Source organism: Erwinia psychrophila, assembly GCF_039023475.1.
Classification (GTDB): Bacteria; Pseudomonadota; Gammaproteobacteria; order Enterobacterales; family Enterobacteriaceae; genus Erwinia.
In genome coordinates this window covers 159,944-176,268 of sequence record NZ_JBCHVB010000001.1, presented here as the reverse complement: position 1 = coordinate 176,268, position 16,325 = coordinate 159,944, and the positions used below count along the sequence as shown (strand labels likewise).

Annotated in this window: 19 protein-coding genes; 8 read left to right on the top strand and 11 right to left on the bottom strand. The window is 56.7% G+C overall.

Going from position 1 to position 16,325, the window contains the following annotated elements; genetic code table 11:
• Positions 1–46: 46 nt before the first annotated feature.
• The gene (gene fadR, locus AAH446_RS00850; RefSeq protein WP_342904839.1) at positions 47–766 is read right to left on the bottom strand and encodes a fatty acid metabolism transcriptional regulator FadR; all 720 of its coding nucleotides are present in this window, start codon (positions 764–766) and stop codon (positions 47–49) included.
• Between the two features lie 305 nt (positions 767–1,071).
• Between fadR and dsbB the strand changes: the two genes are divergently transcribed.
• Both dsbB and AAH446_RS00840 read left to right on the top strand, forming a co-directional pair.
• Positions 1,072–1,602 (top strand): disulfide bond formation protein DsbB, encoded by a 531-nt coding sequence (gene dsbB, locus AAH446_RS00845; protein WP_342904838.1) that lies wholly within the window; start codon positions 1,072–1,074, stop codon positions 1,600–1,602.
• A 118-nt stretch (positions 1,603–1,720) separates the two neighbouring features.
• Positions 1,721–1,891, top strand: coding sequence for a hypothetical protein (locus tag AAH446_RS00840; protein ID WP_342904837.1), 171 nt, complete (start codon positions 1,721–1,723; stop codon positions 1,889–1,891).
• A gap of 130 nt (positions 1,892–2,021) precedes the next feature.
• Here the strand turns inward: AAH446_RS00840 and AAH446_RS00835 are convergent, their stop codons facing one another.
• From AAH446_RS00835 to AAH446_RS00820, 4 genes are all read right to left on the bottom strand, one after another.
• Positions 2,022–2,468, bottom strand: a complete 447-nt coding sequence (locus tag AAH446_RS00835; RefSeq protein ID WP_342904836.1) for a YcgN family cysteine cluster protein — start codon at positions 2,466–2,468, stop codon at positions 2,022–2,024.
• Positions 2,469–2,531: 63 nt separating this feature from the next.
• Positions 2,532–3,191 (bottom strand): fumarylacetoacetate hydrolase family protein, encoded by a 660-nt coding sequence (locus AAH446_RS00830; protein WP_342904835.1) that lies wholly within the window; start codon positions 3,189–3,191, stop codon positions 2,532–2,534.
• A 52-nt stretch (positions 3,192–3,243) separates the two neighbouring features.
• On the bottom strand, positions 3,244–4,326 hold the full coding sequence (locus AAH446_RS00825) for a lytic murein transglycosylase (RefSeq protein ID WP_342904834.1): 1,083 nt from the start codon (positions 4,324–4,326) through the stop codon (positions 3,244–3,246).
• Positions 4,327–4,416: 90 nt separating this feature from the next.
• Positions 4,417–4,692 (bottom strand): YcgL domain-containing protein, encoded by a 276-nt coding sequence (locus tag AAH446_RS00820; protein ID WP_342904833.1) that lies wholly within the window; start codon positions 4,690–4,692, stop codon positions 4,417–4,419.
• Positions 4,693–4,848: 156 nt separating this feature from the next.
• On the opposite strand from AAH446_RS00820, the gene minC reads away from it, so the two are divergent.
• From minC to minE, 3 genes are read left to right on the top strand one after another with little or no spacing between them, the layout of a single operon-like run.
• Positions 4,849–5,535 (top strand): septum site-determining protein MinC, encoded by a 687-nt coding sequence (gene minC / locus AAH446_RS00815; protein ID WP_342904832.1) that lies wholly within the window; start codon positions 4,849–4,851, stop codon positions 5,533–5,535.
• A 42-nt stretch (positions 5,536–5,577) separates the two neighbouring features.
• Positions 5,578–6,390, top strand: a complete 813-nt coding sequence (minD, locus tag AAH446_RS00810) for a septum site-determining protein MinD (RefSeq protein ID WP_342904831.1) — start codon at positions 5,578–5,580, stop codon at positions 6,388–6,390.
• Between the two features lie 3 nt (positions 6,391–6,393).
• Positions 6,394–6,663 (top strand): cell division topological specificity factor MinE, encoded by a 270-nt coding sequence (gene minE / locus AAH446_RS00805; protein ID WP_158784887.1) that lies wholly within the window; start codon positions 6,394–6,396, stop codon positions 6,661–6,663.
• 52 nt (positions 6,664–6,715) lie between these two features.
• Here the strand turns inward: minE and rnd are convergent, their stop codons facing one another.
• From rnd to AAH446_RS00780, 5 genes are all read right to left on the bottom strand, one after another.
• The gene (gene rnd, locus AAH446_RS00800) at positions 6,716–7,825 is read right to left on the bottom strand and encodes a ribonuclease D (protein ID WP_342905780.1); all 1,110 of its coding nucleotides are present in this window, start codon (positions 7,823–7,825) and stop codon (positions 6,716–6,718) included.
• 110 nt (positions 7,826–7,935) lie between these two features.
• On the bottom strand, positions 7,936–9,618 hold the full coding sequence (gene fadD, locus AAH446_RS00795; RefSeq protein WP_342904830.1) for a long-chain-fatty-acid--CoA ligase FadD: 1,683 nt from the start codon (positions 9,616–9,618) through the stop codon (positions 7,936–7,938).
• 209 nt (positions 9,619–9,827) lie between these two features.
• Positions 9,828–10,424 (bottom strand): Slp family lipoprotein, encoded by a 597-nt coding sequence (locus AAH446_RS00790; RefSeq protein WP_342904829.1) that lies wholly within the window; start codon positions 10,422–10,424, stop codon positions 9,828–9,830.
• Positions 10,425–10,475: 51 nt separating this feature from the next.
• Complete coding sequence (gene tsaB / locus AAH446_RS00785; RefSeq protein ID WP_342904828.1) at positions 10,476–11,183, bottom strand: tRNA (adenosine(37)-N6)-threonylcarbamoyltransferase complex dimerization subunit type 1 TsaB; 708 nt, start codon at positions 11,181–11,183, stop codon at positions 10,476–10,478.
• Positions 11,184–11,240: 57 nt separating this feature from the next.
• On the bottom strand, positions 11,241–13,151 hold the full coding sequence (locus AAH446_RS00780; RefSeq protein WP_342904827.1) for an ATP-dependent DNA helicase: 1,911 nt from the start codon (positions 13,149–13,151) through the stop codon (positions 11,241–11,243).
• Positions 13,152–13,283: 132 nt separating this feature from the next.
• Here AAH446_RS00780 and AAH446_RS00775 point away from each other — a divergent pair, with 132 nt between their 5' ends.
• Positions 13,284–13,628 carry a RidA family protein gene (locus tag AAH446_RS00775; protein ID WP_342904826.1) on the top strand — a complete coding sequence of 115 codons (345 nt, stop codon included), beginning with the start codon at positions 13,284–13,286 and terminating at the stop codon, positions 13,626–13,628.
• 95 nt (positions 13,629–13,723) lie between these two features.
• On the opposite strand, the gene AAH446_RS00770 is transcribed toward AAH446_RS00775, so the two are convergent.
• The gene (locus tag AAH446_RS00770) at positions 13,724–13,966 is read right to left on the bottom strand and encodes a YoaH family protein (protein WP_342904825.1); all 243 of its coding nucleotides are present in this window, start codon (positions 13,964–13,966) and stop codon (positions 13,724–13,726) included.
• 111 nt (positions 13,967–14,077) lie between these two features.
• Between AAH446_RS00770 and pabB the strand changes: the two genes are divergently transcribed.
• Together pabB and AAH446_RS00760 are read left to right on the top strand one after the other, a co-directional pair.
• Positions 14,078–15,442, top strand: coding sequence for an aminodeoxychorismate synthase component 1 (gene pabB / locus AAH446_RS00765; RefSeq protein ID WP_342904824.1), 1,365 nt, complete (start codon positions 14,078–14,080; stop codon positions 15,440–15,442).
• Positions 15,435–16,037, top strand: coding sequence for a CoA pyrophosphatase (locus AAH446_RS00760; RefSeq protein ID WP_342904823.1), 603 nt, complete (start codon positions 15,435–15,437; stop codon positions 16,035–16,037). Before pabB ends, AAH446_RS00760 begins: the two co-directional genes overlap by 8 nt.
• The last annotated feature ends 288 nt before the right edge of the window (positions 16,038–16,325 follow it).

The following is a 16,325-nucleotide window of genomic DNA, read 5'->3' as shown; positions in this document are numbered from 1 at the left end:
TTTATCAGTACCGTCTCACCGCGAGCATCCTGACAAACCAGTTGAATTACCGGCGCTGCGGCGGCAGATCGGTTGGCATACTGTTCTGCATGCTGTGCCAGATTTCGCCGCTCTGACGGCCGTAATCACGGACGGTATCCACAATCTTATCGTACTGCTGGTTCTGACAGATGGTCAGCAGCTGCTGATAGAAATCCCTTGCCAGCTTGCGCGCCGCCGGATTGGAAAAGTAGTGGCGGCCCACCCGCGTATAAAGCCCTTTCAGCCCGTTCAGGATCAGCCCGTAAATGGGATTGCCCGACGCGAAGGCGAGACCACGGAAAATACTGTAATCCAGGTCAGTATAAGCTTCCGCTTTATCCTCAACATCCTGTGCCGTTTCCAGAACCGCTTTCGCCTTTTCCGGATAGGTGCGAATAGCGCGGCGGATAAAAATGGAGGAGATATTAGTGCGCACAGAGAGCAGATTGTCGATCAGCTGCGGTACGCTGTCGTGATCCAGCCTGGCCAGCGTCTCAAGGATGTTCAGACCGGACGTTTCCCAGAAATCATTGACGCGCGTCGGCTTACCATGCTGAATGGTCAACCATCCATCCCGTGCCAGGCGCTGCAATACTTCCCGCAGCGTGGTACGCGTCACGCCAATCAGCTCTGAAAGTTCGCGCTCTGCGGGTAATATCGTTCCCGGCGGGAAGCGACTGTTCCAGATACTTTCAATGATGTACTCTTCAGCGAAACCCGCAGGGCTCTGCGCCTTAATTACCATAGCGTTCTGTTTCCGTTGCGTTCAGTCTGCAAAAATTCAGCTCATCATACCAGATGGCCCCGGCATCACATAGACTGACGGCGGGCTAAAACGGCGAATGTACTGCAAAACAGGAAAAAAGTCGCACCGCTTTATTAGCGCTTTTCGGCAAGGTAAACGTCATGGAACAGCGCGAAAAAAAGCCGCCCGCAATGAGGCTTAATTTAGCTTAAGTCATTTTCCCGCTTAAAATTTCCGCCGGGTGGCTGGCAGGCAGAGGCTTTTAGTTTACACTGCCGTTTCAACGACTATTGCATGGATTGACTATGTTGAGATATCTGAACAGCTGTTCCCGGGGGCGCGGCGCATGGCTGTTGCTTGCTTTCACCGCTTTTGTACTGGAAATGGTTGCGCTCTACTTTCAGCACGTTTTACTGCTGAAACCCTGCGTAATGTGTATTTATGAGCGCTGCGCGCTGTTTGGCATCATGGGTGCCGGCATTGTCGGTGCAATTGCGCCAAAAACGCCGCTTCGCTGGGCCGCAATCGGGATCTGGCTCTACAGCGCCTGGGAAGGCCTCCGCCTCGCCTGGGAGCACACGATGATCCAGCTTCATCCTAATCCCTTCGTCACCTGCGATTTCGCCGCCCGTTTTCCCGGCTGGCTGCCGCTGGACAAGTGGCTGCCCTCGGTATTTGTCGCTACCGGTGACTGTGCCGAGAAGCAGTGGTCGCTGCTGACGCTGAGTATGCCGCAGTGGCTGATCGGGATCTTCGCCGCCTTTCTGGTCGTGGGCCTGCTGGTGCTGATCGCTCAGCCGCTGAAGCCGAAACAGCGCGCTCTGTTTTCGCGCTGATTCTCTTTTCCGGGCAGGATCTGTCGCTCAGGTTGCCGCCGCGACGGCAGGAAAGTTTGTACAGATGTACGGCCACGACTACGCTGTAACCATGACATCGTGTCGAAAAGGGAAAACAATGAAAAACATTGCGTTAGTACTTTTGCTGGCCTGCTCTGCCCTCTCGCTTTCCAGCTGTGCCTACTGGGGAGAAGAGAACACTCACAGCCCGCCGCCGGCGCCGCCGGGAGGACAACAGCCGCCGGGCGCGCCGGGTGGCAGCGGGCCGGTGGGACAGCCTCAGGCCTGATCGGTCAGGCTGTTGCTTACCAAAAGTGGCCAGACGGCCTTGCAGAGAGACGTTCTGTTCAGACAGGCGATACCGGTAAGATCACAGCCGGTATCGCACTCATCTACACACGCTGAAGCGTGGAGAGTGATTACTTAGCCCAGGCGGGCTTATTCATGATGTGATCTTCCCAGTCGCGCACTTCACTCTCCCTGACCGCAATGTGACGGACGGAAATGCGTGCGGCATGCATCGCGGCTTTAGAGCCGCTGCGCAGGGGATGCCATGGCGGCAGATTTTTACCTTCGGCCAGCATACGATAGGCACAGCTCGGCGGTAACCATGAGAAGGTGGGCAAATTATCCCGCGTCAGCTTGATGCAGTCATCTTCATACTCGAAGCGACGCTCATAGTTACGGCACTGGCAGGTCTTGATATTGAGCTGGTTACAGGCGACGTTGGTGAAGTAAATTTCATCCGTATCGGCATCCTGTAACTTGTTAAGGCAGCACTGGCCACAACCATCGCACAGGGATTCCCATTCCTCATCGCTCATCTGCTCCAGCGTTTTTTTCTGCCAGAACGGGGTGTCAGTCATGTTCCTCTCCTGTTTGTGTAAAAGCCCGCACCTTATAAACAGTTCGGGCCTATGTTGCAAGCCTTAGAGTACGCGAGTGGTGATACCGTGGCCGCCAAGCGAGATCGACAGCTGGTCGCCAGAGTGCATCGGGCCCACGCCTTCCGGGGTGCCGGTCAGAATAACATCCCCCGCACGCAGCGTAAAAAAGTGACTCATATAGGCAATGAGCGGCAGGATTTTGTGGATCATATCCTGAGTGCTCCCTTGCTGACGCAGCTCGCCGTTGACCTCAAGCTTCAGCTCGATATCTTGCGGATCGGCGCCCAGTTCACTCAGCGGAATAAAACCTGACAGCGGGCATGAGCCGTCAAACGCTTTCGCCTTTTCCCAGGGCTGGCCCGCTTTTTTGCAGCCGGCCTGAACGTCACGCAGCGTCAGATCCAGCGCAACGCCATATCCGGCGATCGCCTGCGCCACATGCTCTTCTGAGGCCTGCTTCAGCGTGGCGCCGATCAGAATGGCCAGCTCCACTTCATGGTGTACTGCGCCGAGATCTTTCGGAATGGAAATCGGCTGGCGGATATCACAGATAGCCGTTTCGGGTTTAATAAAAAGCACCGGCTCGGTGGGCGTCGCGCTTCCCATTTCCCTGATATGTTTTGCATAGTTGCTGCCCACGCAGACCACTTTGCTTACCGGATAATCAAGTAAGGCGCCCTGCCAGTTATGGTGCTGATACATATTAACCCCCTGATACTGCCATGAGGATGGCCCTCTGCTGGCCATCGTAACGTTACTGTGAAATCGCGTCGGCCATCATGCCGATGCTGATGGCGAAATAGAGAGAGCGATTCCAGTGCATGATTGTGCGGAAATTGTCATAGACCATAAAGGCGCGTCCCGAAGGATCATCGGGAGTAATGAGCCAGGCCCGGACAGCGTCCGCCGGAAGCGCCGCATCGCTCCTGGTGCGAACCCCCATTGCCCGCCATTCGCCAACGCTTTTCGCCTGCTCCGTTTTCAGACCGGCGAGTGCGGGCCTGAAATCAGCGGGAAGCACCACCTCACGTCCCCAGCTTTCGCCAGCCTGCCAGCCCTCTTTCACCAGATAGTTAGCCGTGGAAGCGAACACGTCGTCGCTGTTCTGCCAGATATCGATTATCCCGTCGCCGTCACCATCCTTCCCGTAGGTGAGAAAGGAGCTGGGCATAAACTGATTTTGCCCCATTGCGCCCGCCCAGGATCCCTTCATCATGCTGGCCTCAACGTGCTTCTGCTGAATCATCGTCAGCGCGGCGATCAGCTCGCGGGTGAAAAACGCTTCCCGGCGCCCTTCAAACGCCATAGTTGCAAGCGCGGAAATAACATCTTCCCGGCCCTGAATACGGCCAAAATTGCTCTCAATCGCCCAGAGCGCCACGTTATACTCCGGCTGTACGCCGGTTTTACGGCTGACAGATAGCAGCTGTTGCTGGTGCTCCTGCAATTTTTCGCGGGCCCGGTCGATCTTCGCCTGCGGCAGAACGCGGACCAGATAGTCGCTGAGCGTGATTTTTTTCTCGGGCTGATCGCGATCGGCCTGAATCGCGCGATCCACGAAATGTACCTGGGCAAACGCGGCATCCAGAGTTGCCTCGTCGATCCCCTGCCGGCGGGCCTCGTCTTTCAGCGTCTCCACGTAAGCGGGAAATGCAGAGGGATCCCGACCGGTCGTTGCCAGCGTCGTTTTCTTCGGCGCGTTGAGGAAACCCTGACTGTTCTGGCGTGCGGCGTTACCGGTTCCGGCTTCGCCAGCCGCAGTAGCGATCGGACTCGCCGCCATGCTGCCCGCAAGAAGAAAAGAGAAAATAAGAGGGTTAAGGGACCTTGTCTTCATGCGGCATCCTTTTTTGATGACGCCTCGCCACTAATTAAATTCGCAGAATGTACGTTGTGGCGAGGCGCTATTTGTGCAGATGATTCTGAATTAAACTTTTTTACTTTTTTCCAGATGCATCTTAAGCAGACTTTCCGGCGGCGGCGGGACCTGTAAATAATAGCCCTGCTCTTTCAGAGCGGCTTTCACTTTCTCCAGATCCGCGTTGACCAGCCGTTTGCTACCGTCCAGCGGCAGAAGCATCGCTAGCTGCGGTTTGCCAAATCCCTGCATCAGCTCCGCGGGCACGCGGGAAAAATCGTCCTTTTTCTCTACGTAAAGATAAGTCTGATCGCGTTTAGCGCTTCTATAGATCACACAAAGCATATTTTTTACTCGAATTAACCTGGATGGCGACTTGCCTGAATATAGCAGTAACTATAACATGCTTGCAGAACTTCGGAATATTGTCCCCTGACGATTAATTGCGGCTTTATCAGGCTTAATTCAGGGCGATAAAATAACAGGACTGAGCCAGGACAGATGTCACAAACGCCAATTGAGTTAAAAGGCAGCAGTTTTACTCTGTCTGTAGTTCACTTACACCACGCCGATCCTGACGTGGTACGCCAGGCGCTACAGGAGAAGGTCAACCAGGCTCCCGCTTTCCTGAAAGATGCACCTGTGGTGCTTAACGTCGCCTCGCTTGACAGCCAGGTCAACTGGCAGAAGATGCAGCAGGCGATCGCCTCAACCGGTCTGCATATCGTTGGCGTCAGCGGCTGCAAAGATGAGCCGCTGAAGCGCATCATTGGTCAGGCCGGTCTGCCGCTGCTTTCTGAAGGTAAAGAGCAGAAGCAGAGTGCCGTTGTTCCCACCCCGCCGGTCGAACTGCCGGCTGTGAAAACCCGCGTCATCGATACGCCGGTTCGCTCAGGTCAGCAAATTTATGCCAGAAACTGCGATCTGATCGTCACCAACAGCGTCAGCGCCGGGGCTGAGCTGATCGCCGATGGCAATATCCACATCTACGGCATGATGCGCGGGCGGGCGCTGGCCGGGGCTGGCGGCGACCGCGACTGCCAGATTTTTTGTACCAGCTTGTCAGCAGAACTGGTCTCTGTAGCCGGTGAATACTGGATAATGGATCAGATACCTGCTGAATTTTTCGGAAAAGCGTCGCGCCTTTGTTTAAAGGACGGCGCGTTGACTATACAGACACTGAACTGAGCCAGGCTCACGAAGCCTTTCTTTTCTTAAGGAAATAATTATATGGCACGCATTATTGTTGTTACATCGGGTAAAGGAGGCGTGGGCAAGACCACGTCCAGCGCGGCCATCGCTACCGGTTTAGCCCAGAAAGGTAAAAAAACGGTTGTGATCGATTTTGATATCGGTCTCCGTAACCTTGACTTGATTATGGGCTGTGAACGCCGTGTGGTTTACGACTTTGTTAATGTTATTCAGGGCGATGCCACGCTAAACCAGGCGCTGATTAAAGACAAACGCACCGAGAATCTGTTTATTCTTCCCGCCTCGCAGACGCGTGATAAAGATGCGCTAACGCGTGATGGCGTGGAAAAAGTGCTTAACGACCTGGCTAAGATGGAGTTTGATTTCATCGTCTGTGACTCACCGGCAGGCATTGAAACCGGCGCGCTGATGGCACTCTACTTCGCCGATGAGGCGATCATCACCACCAACCCTGAAGTCTCTTCCGTACGGGACTCCGACCGTATTCTGGGTATTCTCTCCTCCAAATCACGCCGTGCTGAGAACAGCCAGGATCCGATAAAAGAGCATCTGCTGCTGACCCGCTACAATCCGGGGCGCGTCAGCCGCGGGGATATGCTGAGCATGGAGGACGTGCTGGAAATTCTGCGCATCCCTCTGGCGGGCGTTATCCCGGAAGATCAGTCCGTACTGCGCGCGTCCAACCAGGGCGAGCCGGTGATTCTGGATACAGAATCCGATGCGGGCAAAGCGTACGCCGACACCGTGGACCGTATCCTCGGTGAAGAACGCCCTTTCCGCTTCATTGAAGAAGAGAAGAAGGGTTTCCTGAAACGCCTGTTTGGGGGATAAACCATGGCCTTACTCGATTTCTTTTTATCCCGTAAAAAGAGCACAGCCAATATTGCCAAGGAACGGCTACAGATCATTGTGGCAGAGCGCAGAAGGGGCGACAGCGAGCCCCATTATCTGCCGCAGTTAAAAAGGGATATTCTTGAGGTGATCTGTAAATATGTCAAAATCGATCCGGAGATGCTGAGCGTGAAGCTGGATCAGAAAGATGATGATATTTCGATTCTGGAGCTGAACGTGACGCTGCCGGAGGCGGAAGAAGCACCAAAATGATCCTCAACTGTGGCTGATTCTCCCCTGCTCCTGGCAGGGGGAATCATCAGGCTCAGTAAGCCCGCAGGATCTCTGCAATCCCTTCGTTAAGCAGTTCGCCCCGCCATCCGTCGATCAGTTCCGGCTTTTTGTCACGCGGCTTCAGGTTCCAGTGCCAGCTCAGCAGCTGATTGATCTGACGGCGCGACGCCAGCAGCTCCTGGCTGACGCCATTTTTCTCCGCCGCTTCGGCGACCAGCGCCTTCAGCGCCTTGAACGCCTTTTTATATTCCGGGTTATCAATCAGATTCGCGACCGGTTCCGGCAGTTCGCTTTCATCCAGCGCGTTCGCCTGGGCAACCAACTCCACCAGCACTTTGCCGTGGAAGCGGATCTCCTGCCCCGGCAGGCCCAGATGATCGAGTTCACCCAGAGAACCCGGCAGGTAGCGCGCCACTTTCCAGAGATTCTCTTCGCGTACCACAAAGTTCACCGCCATATCTTTCTCGCGGGCAAGCGAGAGACGCCAGGCGGCCAGCAGACGCAGCGCGGCAAGCTGGCGGGGGCGAAGCTGCCAGGCGTTGGTGATATCGCGATACGCCTCCTCAGGCGCAACCACGACCTGACGGCGCTGACACAGCAGGCCGCACTCGTTCAGTGCGGCAGCGATCCTGCCGGACGCTTCCGCTTCGGCCATCAGCTTATGCGCAACAGGCAGCAGATAAAAGACGTCGGCGGCGGCATATTCGCACTGTCTTGCGGTCAGAGGACGGGCAAGCCAGTCCGTGCGTGATTCGCTTTTATCGAGCGCGATGCCGGTAAAGGATTCCACCATGGTGGCAAAGCCGCACGAAAGTGGACGGCCAGTAAAGGCAGCCAGTATCTGCGTGTCGATCATCGGCGTCGGCAGCACGCCATATTCATGCAGGAAGACCTCAAGGTCTTCACTACTGGCATGGAGAAATTTAATGACGTCACGGTCGAGTAAAAGATCGCGAAACGGCGTCCAGTCGGTAATAGGCAGAGGATCAATCAGGGAGATTTGCTCACCGTCATAAAGCTGGATCAGGCCCAGGCGGGGATAATAGGTCCGCGTGCGGACAAATTCGGTATCCAGCGCCAGCGCCGGAACCTGACGGGCAGCCTGGCAAAGTCCGGCCAGCGCCTCGTTGGTGGTTATCATGGTGTAGTTCAAAATGATCCTCTCGCTGCGGCGTGTCCCGCCCCAGTTCTTTTCAATAAAAACGCCGGAGGTTCCGGCGTTGTGGTCATCTTCAGCAGCCTGGCTGGCGGTCAGGAGGCTTTTGCCGTCCTGATCGCTTCATCACGCAGCTCGCGACGCAGGATTTTACCCACGTTGGTTTTTGGCAAATCGCTGCGGAACTCGACGACGCGGGGAATTTTATAGCCCGTCAGGTGCTTTTTACAGTGCGCAATAAGCTCTTCCTGCGTCAGCGACGCATCTTTCTTCACCACGCAGATTTTGACCGTTTCGCCCGTAATATCATTGGGCACGCCCACTGCGGCCACCTCACGAACTTTCGGATGCTGCATCAGCACGTCTTCGATTTCATTGGGATAAACGTTGAAGCCCGACACCAGAATCATATCTTTTTTACGATCGATGATGCGGATAAAACCTTCTTCGTCAACGGTAACAATATCGCCGCTGTGAAGCCATCCATTTTTCAGCACTTCGCTGGTGGCTTCCGGCTGCTGCCAGTAGCCCGTCATCACCTGCGGCCCCTTGATACACAGCTCGCCCGGTTCGCCCTCAGTGACCTCATTTCCCGCTTCATCCACCAGCATAATATCGGTTGAAGGCACCGGGAGGCCGATGCTGCCGCTGTGGTAGCGAATATCATAAGGGTTAACGGAAACGAGAGGAGAACACTCTGTCAGGCCGTAACCCTCCAGCAGATAGTGGCCGGTCAGTTTTTCCCAGCGTTCAGCGACCGCTTTCTGCACCGCCATGCCGCCGCCCGCCGAAAGCGTGAGGCTTGAGAAATCAAGCTTATTGAAATCCTCATCATTAAGCAGCGCGTTAAACAGCGTATTCACGCCGGTGATGGCGGTAAAACGGTGCTTGCCCAGCTCCTTCACCAGTGCCGGGATATCGCGGGGATTGGTGATCAGCAGATTCGTCCCGCCGAGATCGATAAACAGCATACAATTTACGGTCAGCGCAAAGATATGATAGAGAGGCAGCGCCGTTACCACCAGCTCTTTGCCCTCTTTCAACAGGGAGCCGTAGGTCGCCTTGGTCTGCTCAAGATTGGCCTGCATATTGCGGTGCGTCAGCATCGCCCCTTTCGCCACGCCGGTGGTGCCCCCGGTATACTGAAGAAACGCCAGATCGTCGTTGCTGACCTGCGGGCGGGCATACTGCATCCGCTCCCCTTTTTGCAGCGCGCTGCGGAAAGAGAGCGCATCCGGCAGATAATATTTAGGGATCAGGCGCTTGACGTATTTCACTACAAAGTTGACCAGCGTGCCTTTGGCCGGGGAAAGCTGATCGCCAAGTCGGGTCAGAATGACGTGCTTTACCTGCGTCTTTGCCACCACCTTTTCCAGCGTATGGGCAAAATTGGAGACGATGACGATAGCGCTGGCACCGCTGTCGTTAAGCTGGTGTTCCAGCTCCCTGGGGGTGTAAAGCGGGTTGACGTTAACCACCACCATGCCGGCGCGAAGAATGCCAAAAAGCGCAATCGGGTACTGCAACAGGTTCGGCATCATCAGGGCGACGCGATCGCCCTTTTTCAGGCCCAGCCCCTGCTGGAGGTAAGCAGCAAAAGCGCGGCTGCGCGCCTCCAGCTGACGGAAGGTCATCGCCTGCCCCATATTGATAAATGCGGGCCGCTCTGCATAACGTGAAACGGCCTGTTCAAACAGATCGATCAGCGAGGCGTAACGGTCAGCATCAATTTCAGCCGGTACATCGGCGGGGTAGCGGTTTAACCAGACCTTATTCAAGGAAGCACCTCGGAAACTATTATTTATTGTCATCGCAGCCTCGGCCGATCGCATTTGTTAACATTATTTTAACTCAGCGTACCAGTTTGCTCAGGTCTCTCTTAAGAGGTTGCGAAGCACATCACTAAAAATGATCCCGTCCTGGGATCCCAGATAAAAAATGACCCGGCGACTGTCACCCAGCCGCCGGGTCATCAGGCCTGTCAGCACTACTCAGTCAGAATGGTTTGTACCTGCACCGGGCCGGGGGAGTAATAGCCAAACGGCGGCGGGCCCCAGTATCCCCCGTAGTGACGACCACGCGGTGGACCGTACCAAATCCAGGGATCGACAGGCTGCGGCGGCGAGATAATCTGCTGTGAGAGATGCCAGCGCTGGTATCCCGTGACGTTAACGATCACAAAATTGTAGGTTGCCTGGCCGATTTTACCTTTTTCCACGCCCTTGATTGGGCCAACGACGGTGACCATCTTACCGGTAAAATCGACCGGATCGACAAAGCCGTTAATATCCGCATAGATACGCCCAACCGAGGGGCTGCCCAGTAGCGGTCTGGCACTGCTATCCAGCCTCATCGCGGCGATTTCGAGCCGGGTCATCCCGTTGCTGTTTGTCACGCTAATCACTTTGCCGCCAAAACGCGACTCCTGCCCGACATAGAGCTGTGGTGCATTCAGCACCCGCGCCAGGTCCTGCTGGGGCGCGGGTGAGGTGCCTTTCACCGAATCGGGAACGCTCACACAGCCAGAAAGCAGGATGGCGGCCAGCAATACACTACCTAACTGCACGAAAACACGTTTACGCATAATGATCTCCCTGGGACTGATTCCTTGGACTCCGGGCGCAGTGATAAGTTGCTACGCCTGATCCCGCCCCGGTAATTTTTTCCATGCCACTTCATTACGCAGGTAGGTCGGTTCGGCATGTTCGACGGCAACGGTTTTCCCTTCGGCCAGCGCGGTAACCGCCAGCGGCAGCATATCTTCCGCACAGGGAAGCGTTACATCAGTAGGCCTGAGATCGAGCGGGCTCTGCTCAGCCAGCTGCGGCCAGGCTTTCCAGCCGGTGCCCACCATCGCCCATTGTCCCGTCAGCTGGGCCATCCGCGCCTGGACCGCTTCCGGCTTCAGCACCGCTTCACTCTCTTCGCCCTGCCAGACGCCCTGGTCGTCACGCTGGTACTCTGCCCAGTAGACTTCTCCCATACGGGCGTCAATCGCCGCAAGCACGCGGGTCGCGCCGTCGCGGCGCCAGGCACCTTCCGCCATGGTTTTCAGCGTGGAAACGCCGATCATTGGCAGACCCGCACCCAGCGCCAGCCCCTGCGCAATTCCTATACCGATGCGCACGCCGGTAAAGCTCCCCGGCCCCTGACCAAACGCCAGCGCATCCAGTCCGGTCAGCCCGAGCTGCGCCTGGCTGAGGATCTCCTGCACCAGGGGCAGAATGCGCTGCGTGTGCTCGCGGGCGCAAAGCTCAAAATGGGCCGTCACCTTGTTCTCATTCAGCAGCGCCACCGAACAGGCCTCGGTCGCCGTATCAATAGCTAAAATTCGCGTGGACATACTCACCTCTGGCGGGAGAAAATTTTCGGCGCGCAGCATAGCACACTGTACGCAGGATTACTGCTCTGCCGGCGGCTTCAGAAACGCCACGGCCCGCGCGATGTCGCGGGTACGCGGCGTAGGCGGCAAACTGTTCAGAAAGACCGCGCCGTAAGGGCGCATTACCAGCCGGTTATCACAGATAACAAGCACGCCGCGATCGTCCACATCGCGGATTAAACGGCCAACGCCCTGCTTCAGGGTAATCACCGCATCCGGCAGCTGGACATCATCAAAGGGCTCGCCGCCGCGTAGTTTGCAATCTTCCATCCGCGCCTTCAGCAACGGGTCATCCGGCGAGGTAAAGGGCAGCTTGTCGATAATCACCAGCGACAGGAGATCGCCCCGCACGTCCACCCCTTCCCAGAAGCTGCTCGTCGCCACCAGCAGCGCATTTCCCGCCGCGATAAACTGCTTGAGGAGCTGCCCTTTGCTGGTTTCGCCCTGTAACAGGACCGGCAGCGTCAGCAGCGCCCGGAACTCGGCCGCCAGTTCGCGCATCATTTTATGGGAGGTACAGAGAAAGAAGCAGCGGCCGTTGTTCGCTTCAATCAGCGGCAGCAGCATACGCGCCATCCGCCGTGCGGTGTCGGGCTGGTTGGAGGCCGGGAGATTGCGCGGCACGCAGAGCAGCGCCTGACTGGCGAAGTCAAAAGGACTGTTGAGGATCAGCGTTTCCGCCTCCGTCACCCCTAACCGCTCCACAAAGTGGGTCATTTGCTCGTTAACCGCCAGCGTGGCAGAGGTGAAAATCCAGCTCGCCGGTCTTTCATTCATCACCTCACGGAAGCGTTCGGAGACGGAAAGCGGCGTCAGCGCCAGCACAAAGTGACGGGAGTTGCACTCATACCAGTAGCTGAAGCCCGGCTGAGAAACATCCTTCAGCCGCTTAAGCCGCCCGCGATAGAGCGCGGCACGTTCAAAGGCCGCATCCAGCAAGGCGGAGCGGCCCAGTGACATCTTAGCGACGTCATAACAGAGCTCAAGCGCATCATCGAGCAGCGTCAGCGCACGTTGTATCGTGGCATCGCTGAGCAGTTCGCGAAGATTCCCGCGAAAACCGGGATCGCCAAGGGCCAGGCGGAAATCCTGCGCGCACTGCGCGAGGCGATCGGCGGATTTTTGCAGCTGCTGTGCATCACGCACTTCCGTGCGGTAAGCAATGGTGATGTCTTTGGCGAGGTCCACAAGCTGTTTGCTGGAGAGCTGTTGACCGAAATACTGACTGGCGATATCGGGCACCTGGTGCGCTTCATCGAAAATCATTACGTCCGCATCGGGGATAAGCTCTGCAAAACCGCTCTCTTTCACCACCATATCGGCGAGAAAAAGGTGATGGTTAACCACCACCACATCCGCATCCATCGCTTTCCGACGCGCTTTGACCACAAAGCAATCCTGATACTGCGGGCAGTCGCTGCCCAGGCAGTTATCGTTGGTGCTGGTCACCAGCGGCCAGATAGTGCTGTCTTCAGCTACGCCGCCGCAGGTGCTGATATCGCCATCCACGGTTTCGCCCGACCAGCCGCGCAGATGCACCAGATCGCTCATCGCCTGCGCCACGAGTTCCCCGCCCGCCATCGACTGCTGTTCCAGCCGCTCCAGACAGAGATAGTTCGATCGCCCTTTCAGCAGCGCCAGCGTCCCCTTGAATTTCAGCGCGCTCGCCACCGTGGGCAGATCGCGGCTGTAAAGCTGATCCTGCAACGCTTTTGAGCCGGTAGAGATAATCACCTTTTTCCCGGATCGCAACGCCGGAGCAAGATACGCGTAGGTTTTCCCGGTGCCGGTGCCAGCTTCGACGACCAGCTCGCGCTTGTTCGCTATCGCTTCACTTACCGCTTCAGCCATCTGCCGCTGCGGTTCGCGCGGTTTAAAGCCCGGAATAGCCAGCGCCAGCGCGCCGTCTGCTGCAAAATCGTCTGCCACACACCCTCACCACTGAATAAAAAACCCTGTAATTATGTCAGTATCCGCCGCGTCACTCCACCCTTTAGGTGACAGCCAGGCCGAATCTGTGCCAGGCTAGCGGCAAAATTTTTTGCCCTATGTGAGGAAAGCATGACTATTGAACGTCTCGATCCAGAGCACCGCATGTCAGAAGCGGTAGTGCATAACGATACGATCTACTACACCAGCGTGCCTGAAAATCTGGATGAGGATGCCGAAGCGCAGACCGCGAATGCGCTTGCCGTCATCGACCGGGTGCTGACCCGACTTGGTTCGGATAAAAGCCGCATTCTCGACGCCACGATTTTTCTGGTTCATAAGGAAGATTTCCCGGCGATGAACCGCGCCTGGGACGCCTGGGTTTCACCCGGCAATGCGCCGGTGCGCTGCACGGTGCAGGCGGGACTGATGAAACCGGAGTATCTGGTGGAAATTAAAATCGTCGCGGCGAAGTAACGCCGGGGGGAGTTGTTAGCGTGGCAGGCAGAATACTGCTGTCTGCCACGAAAAAGGATTAGCGCTGCACGGCTTCACAGCCGCTGACGAATGACTTAATAGTCGTCCTCTTCGTCTTCTTGCGGAAACTCTTTGTATTCCGTGACCTCTTCCTCGTCCTCCTCTTCTTCATCCTCGAAGCGAGCCGAGATCATCTCTCCGGTATGCGTTTCGCGAATTTCCGCCGCCACCAGCTGAATGGCCTCCCCGCTGCTCATCCCTTCCGCCATCAGCGCCTGAATGCGTTCAACGGCCAGCTGCTGCTGTTCGTAAGTAAGTGCCGGTAAACCTGTAATCATAAAAACTCCTGCAAACATCGCGGGGATTATTCCACGCGTAACAAACAGATGCCAGCAGCGGAAAAGTATGCCAGGCTTGCACCCAGTTACCGTCCAGACCTGCTGACCGCCATGCTACCTGTTTATTATCCTCTTGAGTATACGCCTGAAACCCTCAGGAATCTCTTTGCCCGCGTTGCCGGTCAATCCTGGGCAATGCTGCTTGATTCCGGCTTTGCTGACCACAGCGATAATCGCTTCGATATCATGGTCGCTGACCCGGTCGCCACGCTGATCGCCAGAGGTGAGATTACCTTATTGACTCAGGGCGCTGACGTCACGGAAAGCCGTGACGATCCGCTGCGCCTTCTTGACCGGCTGCTGAGTGAAAGTGAGATGCAGGCCCCGTCTCACCCTGACCTGCCCTTTCAGGGCGGCGCGGTGGGGCTGTTTGGCTACGATTTGGGCCGCAGGTTTGAAAAATTACCTGAAATTGCAGAGCAGGATCTCGCCACGCCGGATATGGCCGTCGGCATCTACGACTGGGCGCTCATTGCCGATCATCACCGGAAAACGCTGACGCTGGTGGCGCAAAACGATCCCGCCTCGCGGCTTGAGTGGCTGAATAATCTTCCTGAACCCGCGCAGGTCACGCCGTTCAGCCTGACTCATCCATGGCGGTCGAATATGAGCCGCCAGGAATATGGTGAAAAGTTCCGCCGCGTACAGCAGTGGCTGCGCGCAGGCGACTGCTATCAAATTAATCTCGCTCAGCGCTTTCGGGCGGGCTACTGCGGCGATGAGTGGCAGGCTTATCTGAGGCTGAGCGCGCAAAACCGTGCGCCGTTCAGCGCCTTTATCAGGCTGCCGGAAAGCACGCTGCTCAGCCTCTCGCCGGAGCGCTTTCTGAAAATGGAGAACGGGCTTATTGAAACCCGCCCTATCAAGGGAACGCTCCCGCGCCTGGCCGATCCGGAGGCGGACAAACAGCAGGCGGAGAAGCTGGCGCACTCCCCGAAAGATCGCGCAGAGAACGTGATGATTGTCGATCTGCTGCGTAACGATATCGGCCGGGTCGCCGTGCCTGGCAGCGTACGTGTGCCTGAGTTATTTGTAGTAGAGCCTTTTCCTGCGGTACATCATCTGGTCAGCACCATTACCGCCGCGCTTAAGCCCTCGCTGAGCGCCTGCGATCTGTTGCGTGCCTGTTTCCCTGGCGGCTCCATCACCGGCGCACCAAAAGTGCGGGCGATGGCGATCATCGATACGCTGGAGCCGCACCGCCGCAACGCATGGTGCGGCAGCATCGGCTATCTCAGCGTCTGTGGCCGGATGGATACCAGCATCACCATCCGCACCCTGACCGCAGAAAAGGGTGAGCTTTACTGCTCTGCCGGCGGCGGTATTGTGGCTGACAGCGTTGAAGAGGCCGAATATCAGGAAACCTTCGATAAGGTTAACCGCATTCTGCCCTGCCTGGAGGATCGGCATGAGTGACGCTCCGCTGACGCTTGAAACCTTCCTGAGCCGCTTTCTGCTTCAGCCGCCGCGCCATCTGCCGGTTGACTTACCCACGCGGCGTGCGGCGGTGCTGGTCCCCATCGTTAACCGGGAGCACCCCACGCTTTTGCTGACCCGGCGGTCAAGCGCGCTGCGTAAACATCCGGGTCAGGTCGCTTTTCCCGGCGGCATGATGGACCCGGAAGATGAATCGCTGATCGTCACCGCGCTGCGTGAAGCTGAAGAAGAAGTGGCGATCCCGCCCGCCAGCGTGAACGTAGTCGGCGTCCTGCCGCCCGTCACCAGCAGTACCGGATTTCAGGTGACGCCCGTTGTCGGGATCCTGCCTGCCAACCTGAACTGGCACCCTAACGAAGGTGAGGTCGAATCGGTGTTTGAGATGCCGTTGCAGGAAGCGCTCCGGCTGGGCCGCTACACCGCGCTGGATATCCATCGTCACGGCCTGTCGCACCGCGTCTGGCTCTCCTGGTTTGAGCACTATTTTATCTGGGGGATGACGGCCGGCATTATTCGCCAGCTCAGCCTCCAGGTGGCAAAACAGGCGACGCCTGGCGAATTTGCCGACAAATAACCCGCCTGAAAAAACATTTACCCTATTTTCATCCATAAAATTCCCACTTCTGCCGGTCAAATCACTTCACAAACGCGGCGGATCATTTATATTGCACCGCAGAAAGAGGGTAAGAATTTTGCCATCGTGAAAAGAGATGACGATGCATCTGGCTGCGGCGTGTTGCAGTGCGGCAGGTGCAGATCGCAGCCATCACTTTCCTGTCTTATCCCGGTACCTTATTTTATGCGATCGTCCCGACGTGACGATCGGTTAACAGTCTCAGTCCCCGATGGCCCGGTTGGCCCC

Excerpts from the sequence above, each read along its gene's own strand:
- AAH446_RS00775 (WP_342904826.1), top strand. The coding sequence starts at position 13,284 with ATGACTATTGAACGTCTCGATCCAGAGCACCGCATGTCAGAAGCGGTA.
- tsaB (WP_342904828.1), bottom strand. The coding sequence starts at position 11,183 with ATGTCCACGCGAATTTTAGCTATTGATACGGCGACCGAGGCCTGTTCG.
- minC (WP_342904832.1), top strand. The coding sequence starts at position 4,849 with ATGTCACAAACGCCAATTGAGTTAAAAGGCAGCAGTTTTACTCTGTCT.
- dsbB (WP_342904838.1), top strand. The coding sequence starts at position 1,072 with ATGTTGAGATATCTGAACAGCTGTTCCCGGGGGCGCGGCGCATGGCTG.
- AAH446_RS00830 (WP_342904835.1), bottom strand. The coding sequence starts at position 3,191 with ATGTATCAGCACCATAACTGGCAGGGCGCCTTACTTGATTATCCGGTA.
- AAH446_RS00835 (WP_342904836.1), bottom strand. The coding sequence starts at position 2,468 with ATGACTGACACCCCGTTCTGGCAGAAAAAAACGCTGGAGCAGATGAGC.
- rnd (WP_342905780.1), bottom strand. The coding sequence starts at position 7,825 with ATGATAACCACCAACGAGGCGCTGGCCGGACTTTGCCAGGCTGCCCGT.
- AAH446_RS00770 (WP_342904825.1), bottom strand. The coding sequence starts at position 13,966 with ATGATTACAGGTTTACCGGCACTTACTTACGAACAGCAGCAGCTGGCC.
- pabB (WP_342904824.1), top strand. The coding sequence starts at position 14,078 with ATGCTACCTGTTTATTATCCTCTTGAGTATACGCCTGAAACCCTCAGG.
- AAH446_RS00820 (WP_342904833.1), bottom strand. The coding sequence starts at position 4,692 with ATGCTTTGTGTGATCTATAGAAGCGCTAAACGCGATCAGACTTATCTT.
- minD (WP_342904831.1), top strand. The coding sequence starts at position 5,578 with ATGGCACGCATTATTGTTGTTACATCGGGTAAAGGAGGCGTGGGCAAG.
- AAH446_RS00840 (WP_342904837.1), top strand. The coding sequence starts at position 1,721 with ATGAAAAACATTGCGTTAGTACTTTTGCTGGCCTGCTCTGCCCTCTCG.
- AAH446_RS00825 (WP_342904834.1), bottom strand. The coding sequence starts at position 4,326 with ATGAAGACAAGGTCCCTTAACCCTCTTATTTTCTCTTTTCTTCTTGCG.
- AAH446_RS00760 (WP_342904823.1), top strand. The coding sequence starts at position 15,435 with ATGAGTGACGCTCCGCTGACGCTTGAAACCTTCCTGAGCCGCTTTCTG.
- minE (WP_158784887.1), top strand. The coding sequence starts at position 6,394 with ATGGCCTTACTCGATTTCTTTTTATCCCGTAAAAAGAGCACAGCCAAT.
- fadR (WP_342904839.1), bottom strand. The coding sequence starts at position 766 with ATGGTAATTAAGGCGCAGAGCCCTGCGGGTTTCGCTGAAGAGTACATC.
- AAH446_RS00790 (WP_342904829.1), bottom strand. The coding sequence starts at position 10,424 with ATGCGTAAACGTGTTTTCGTGCAGTTAGGTAGTGTATTGCTGGCCGCC.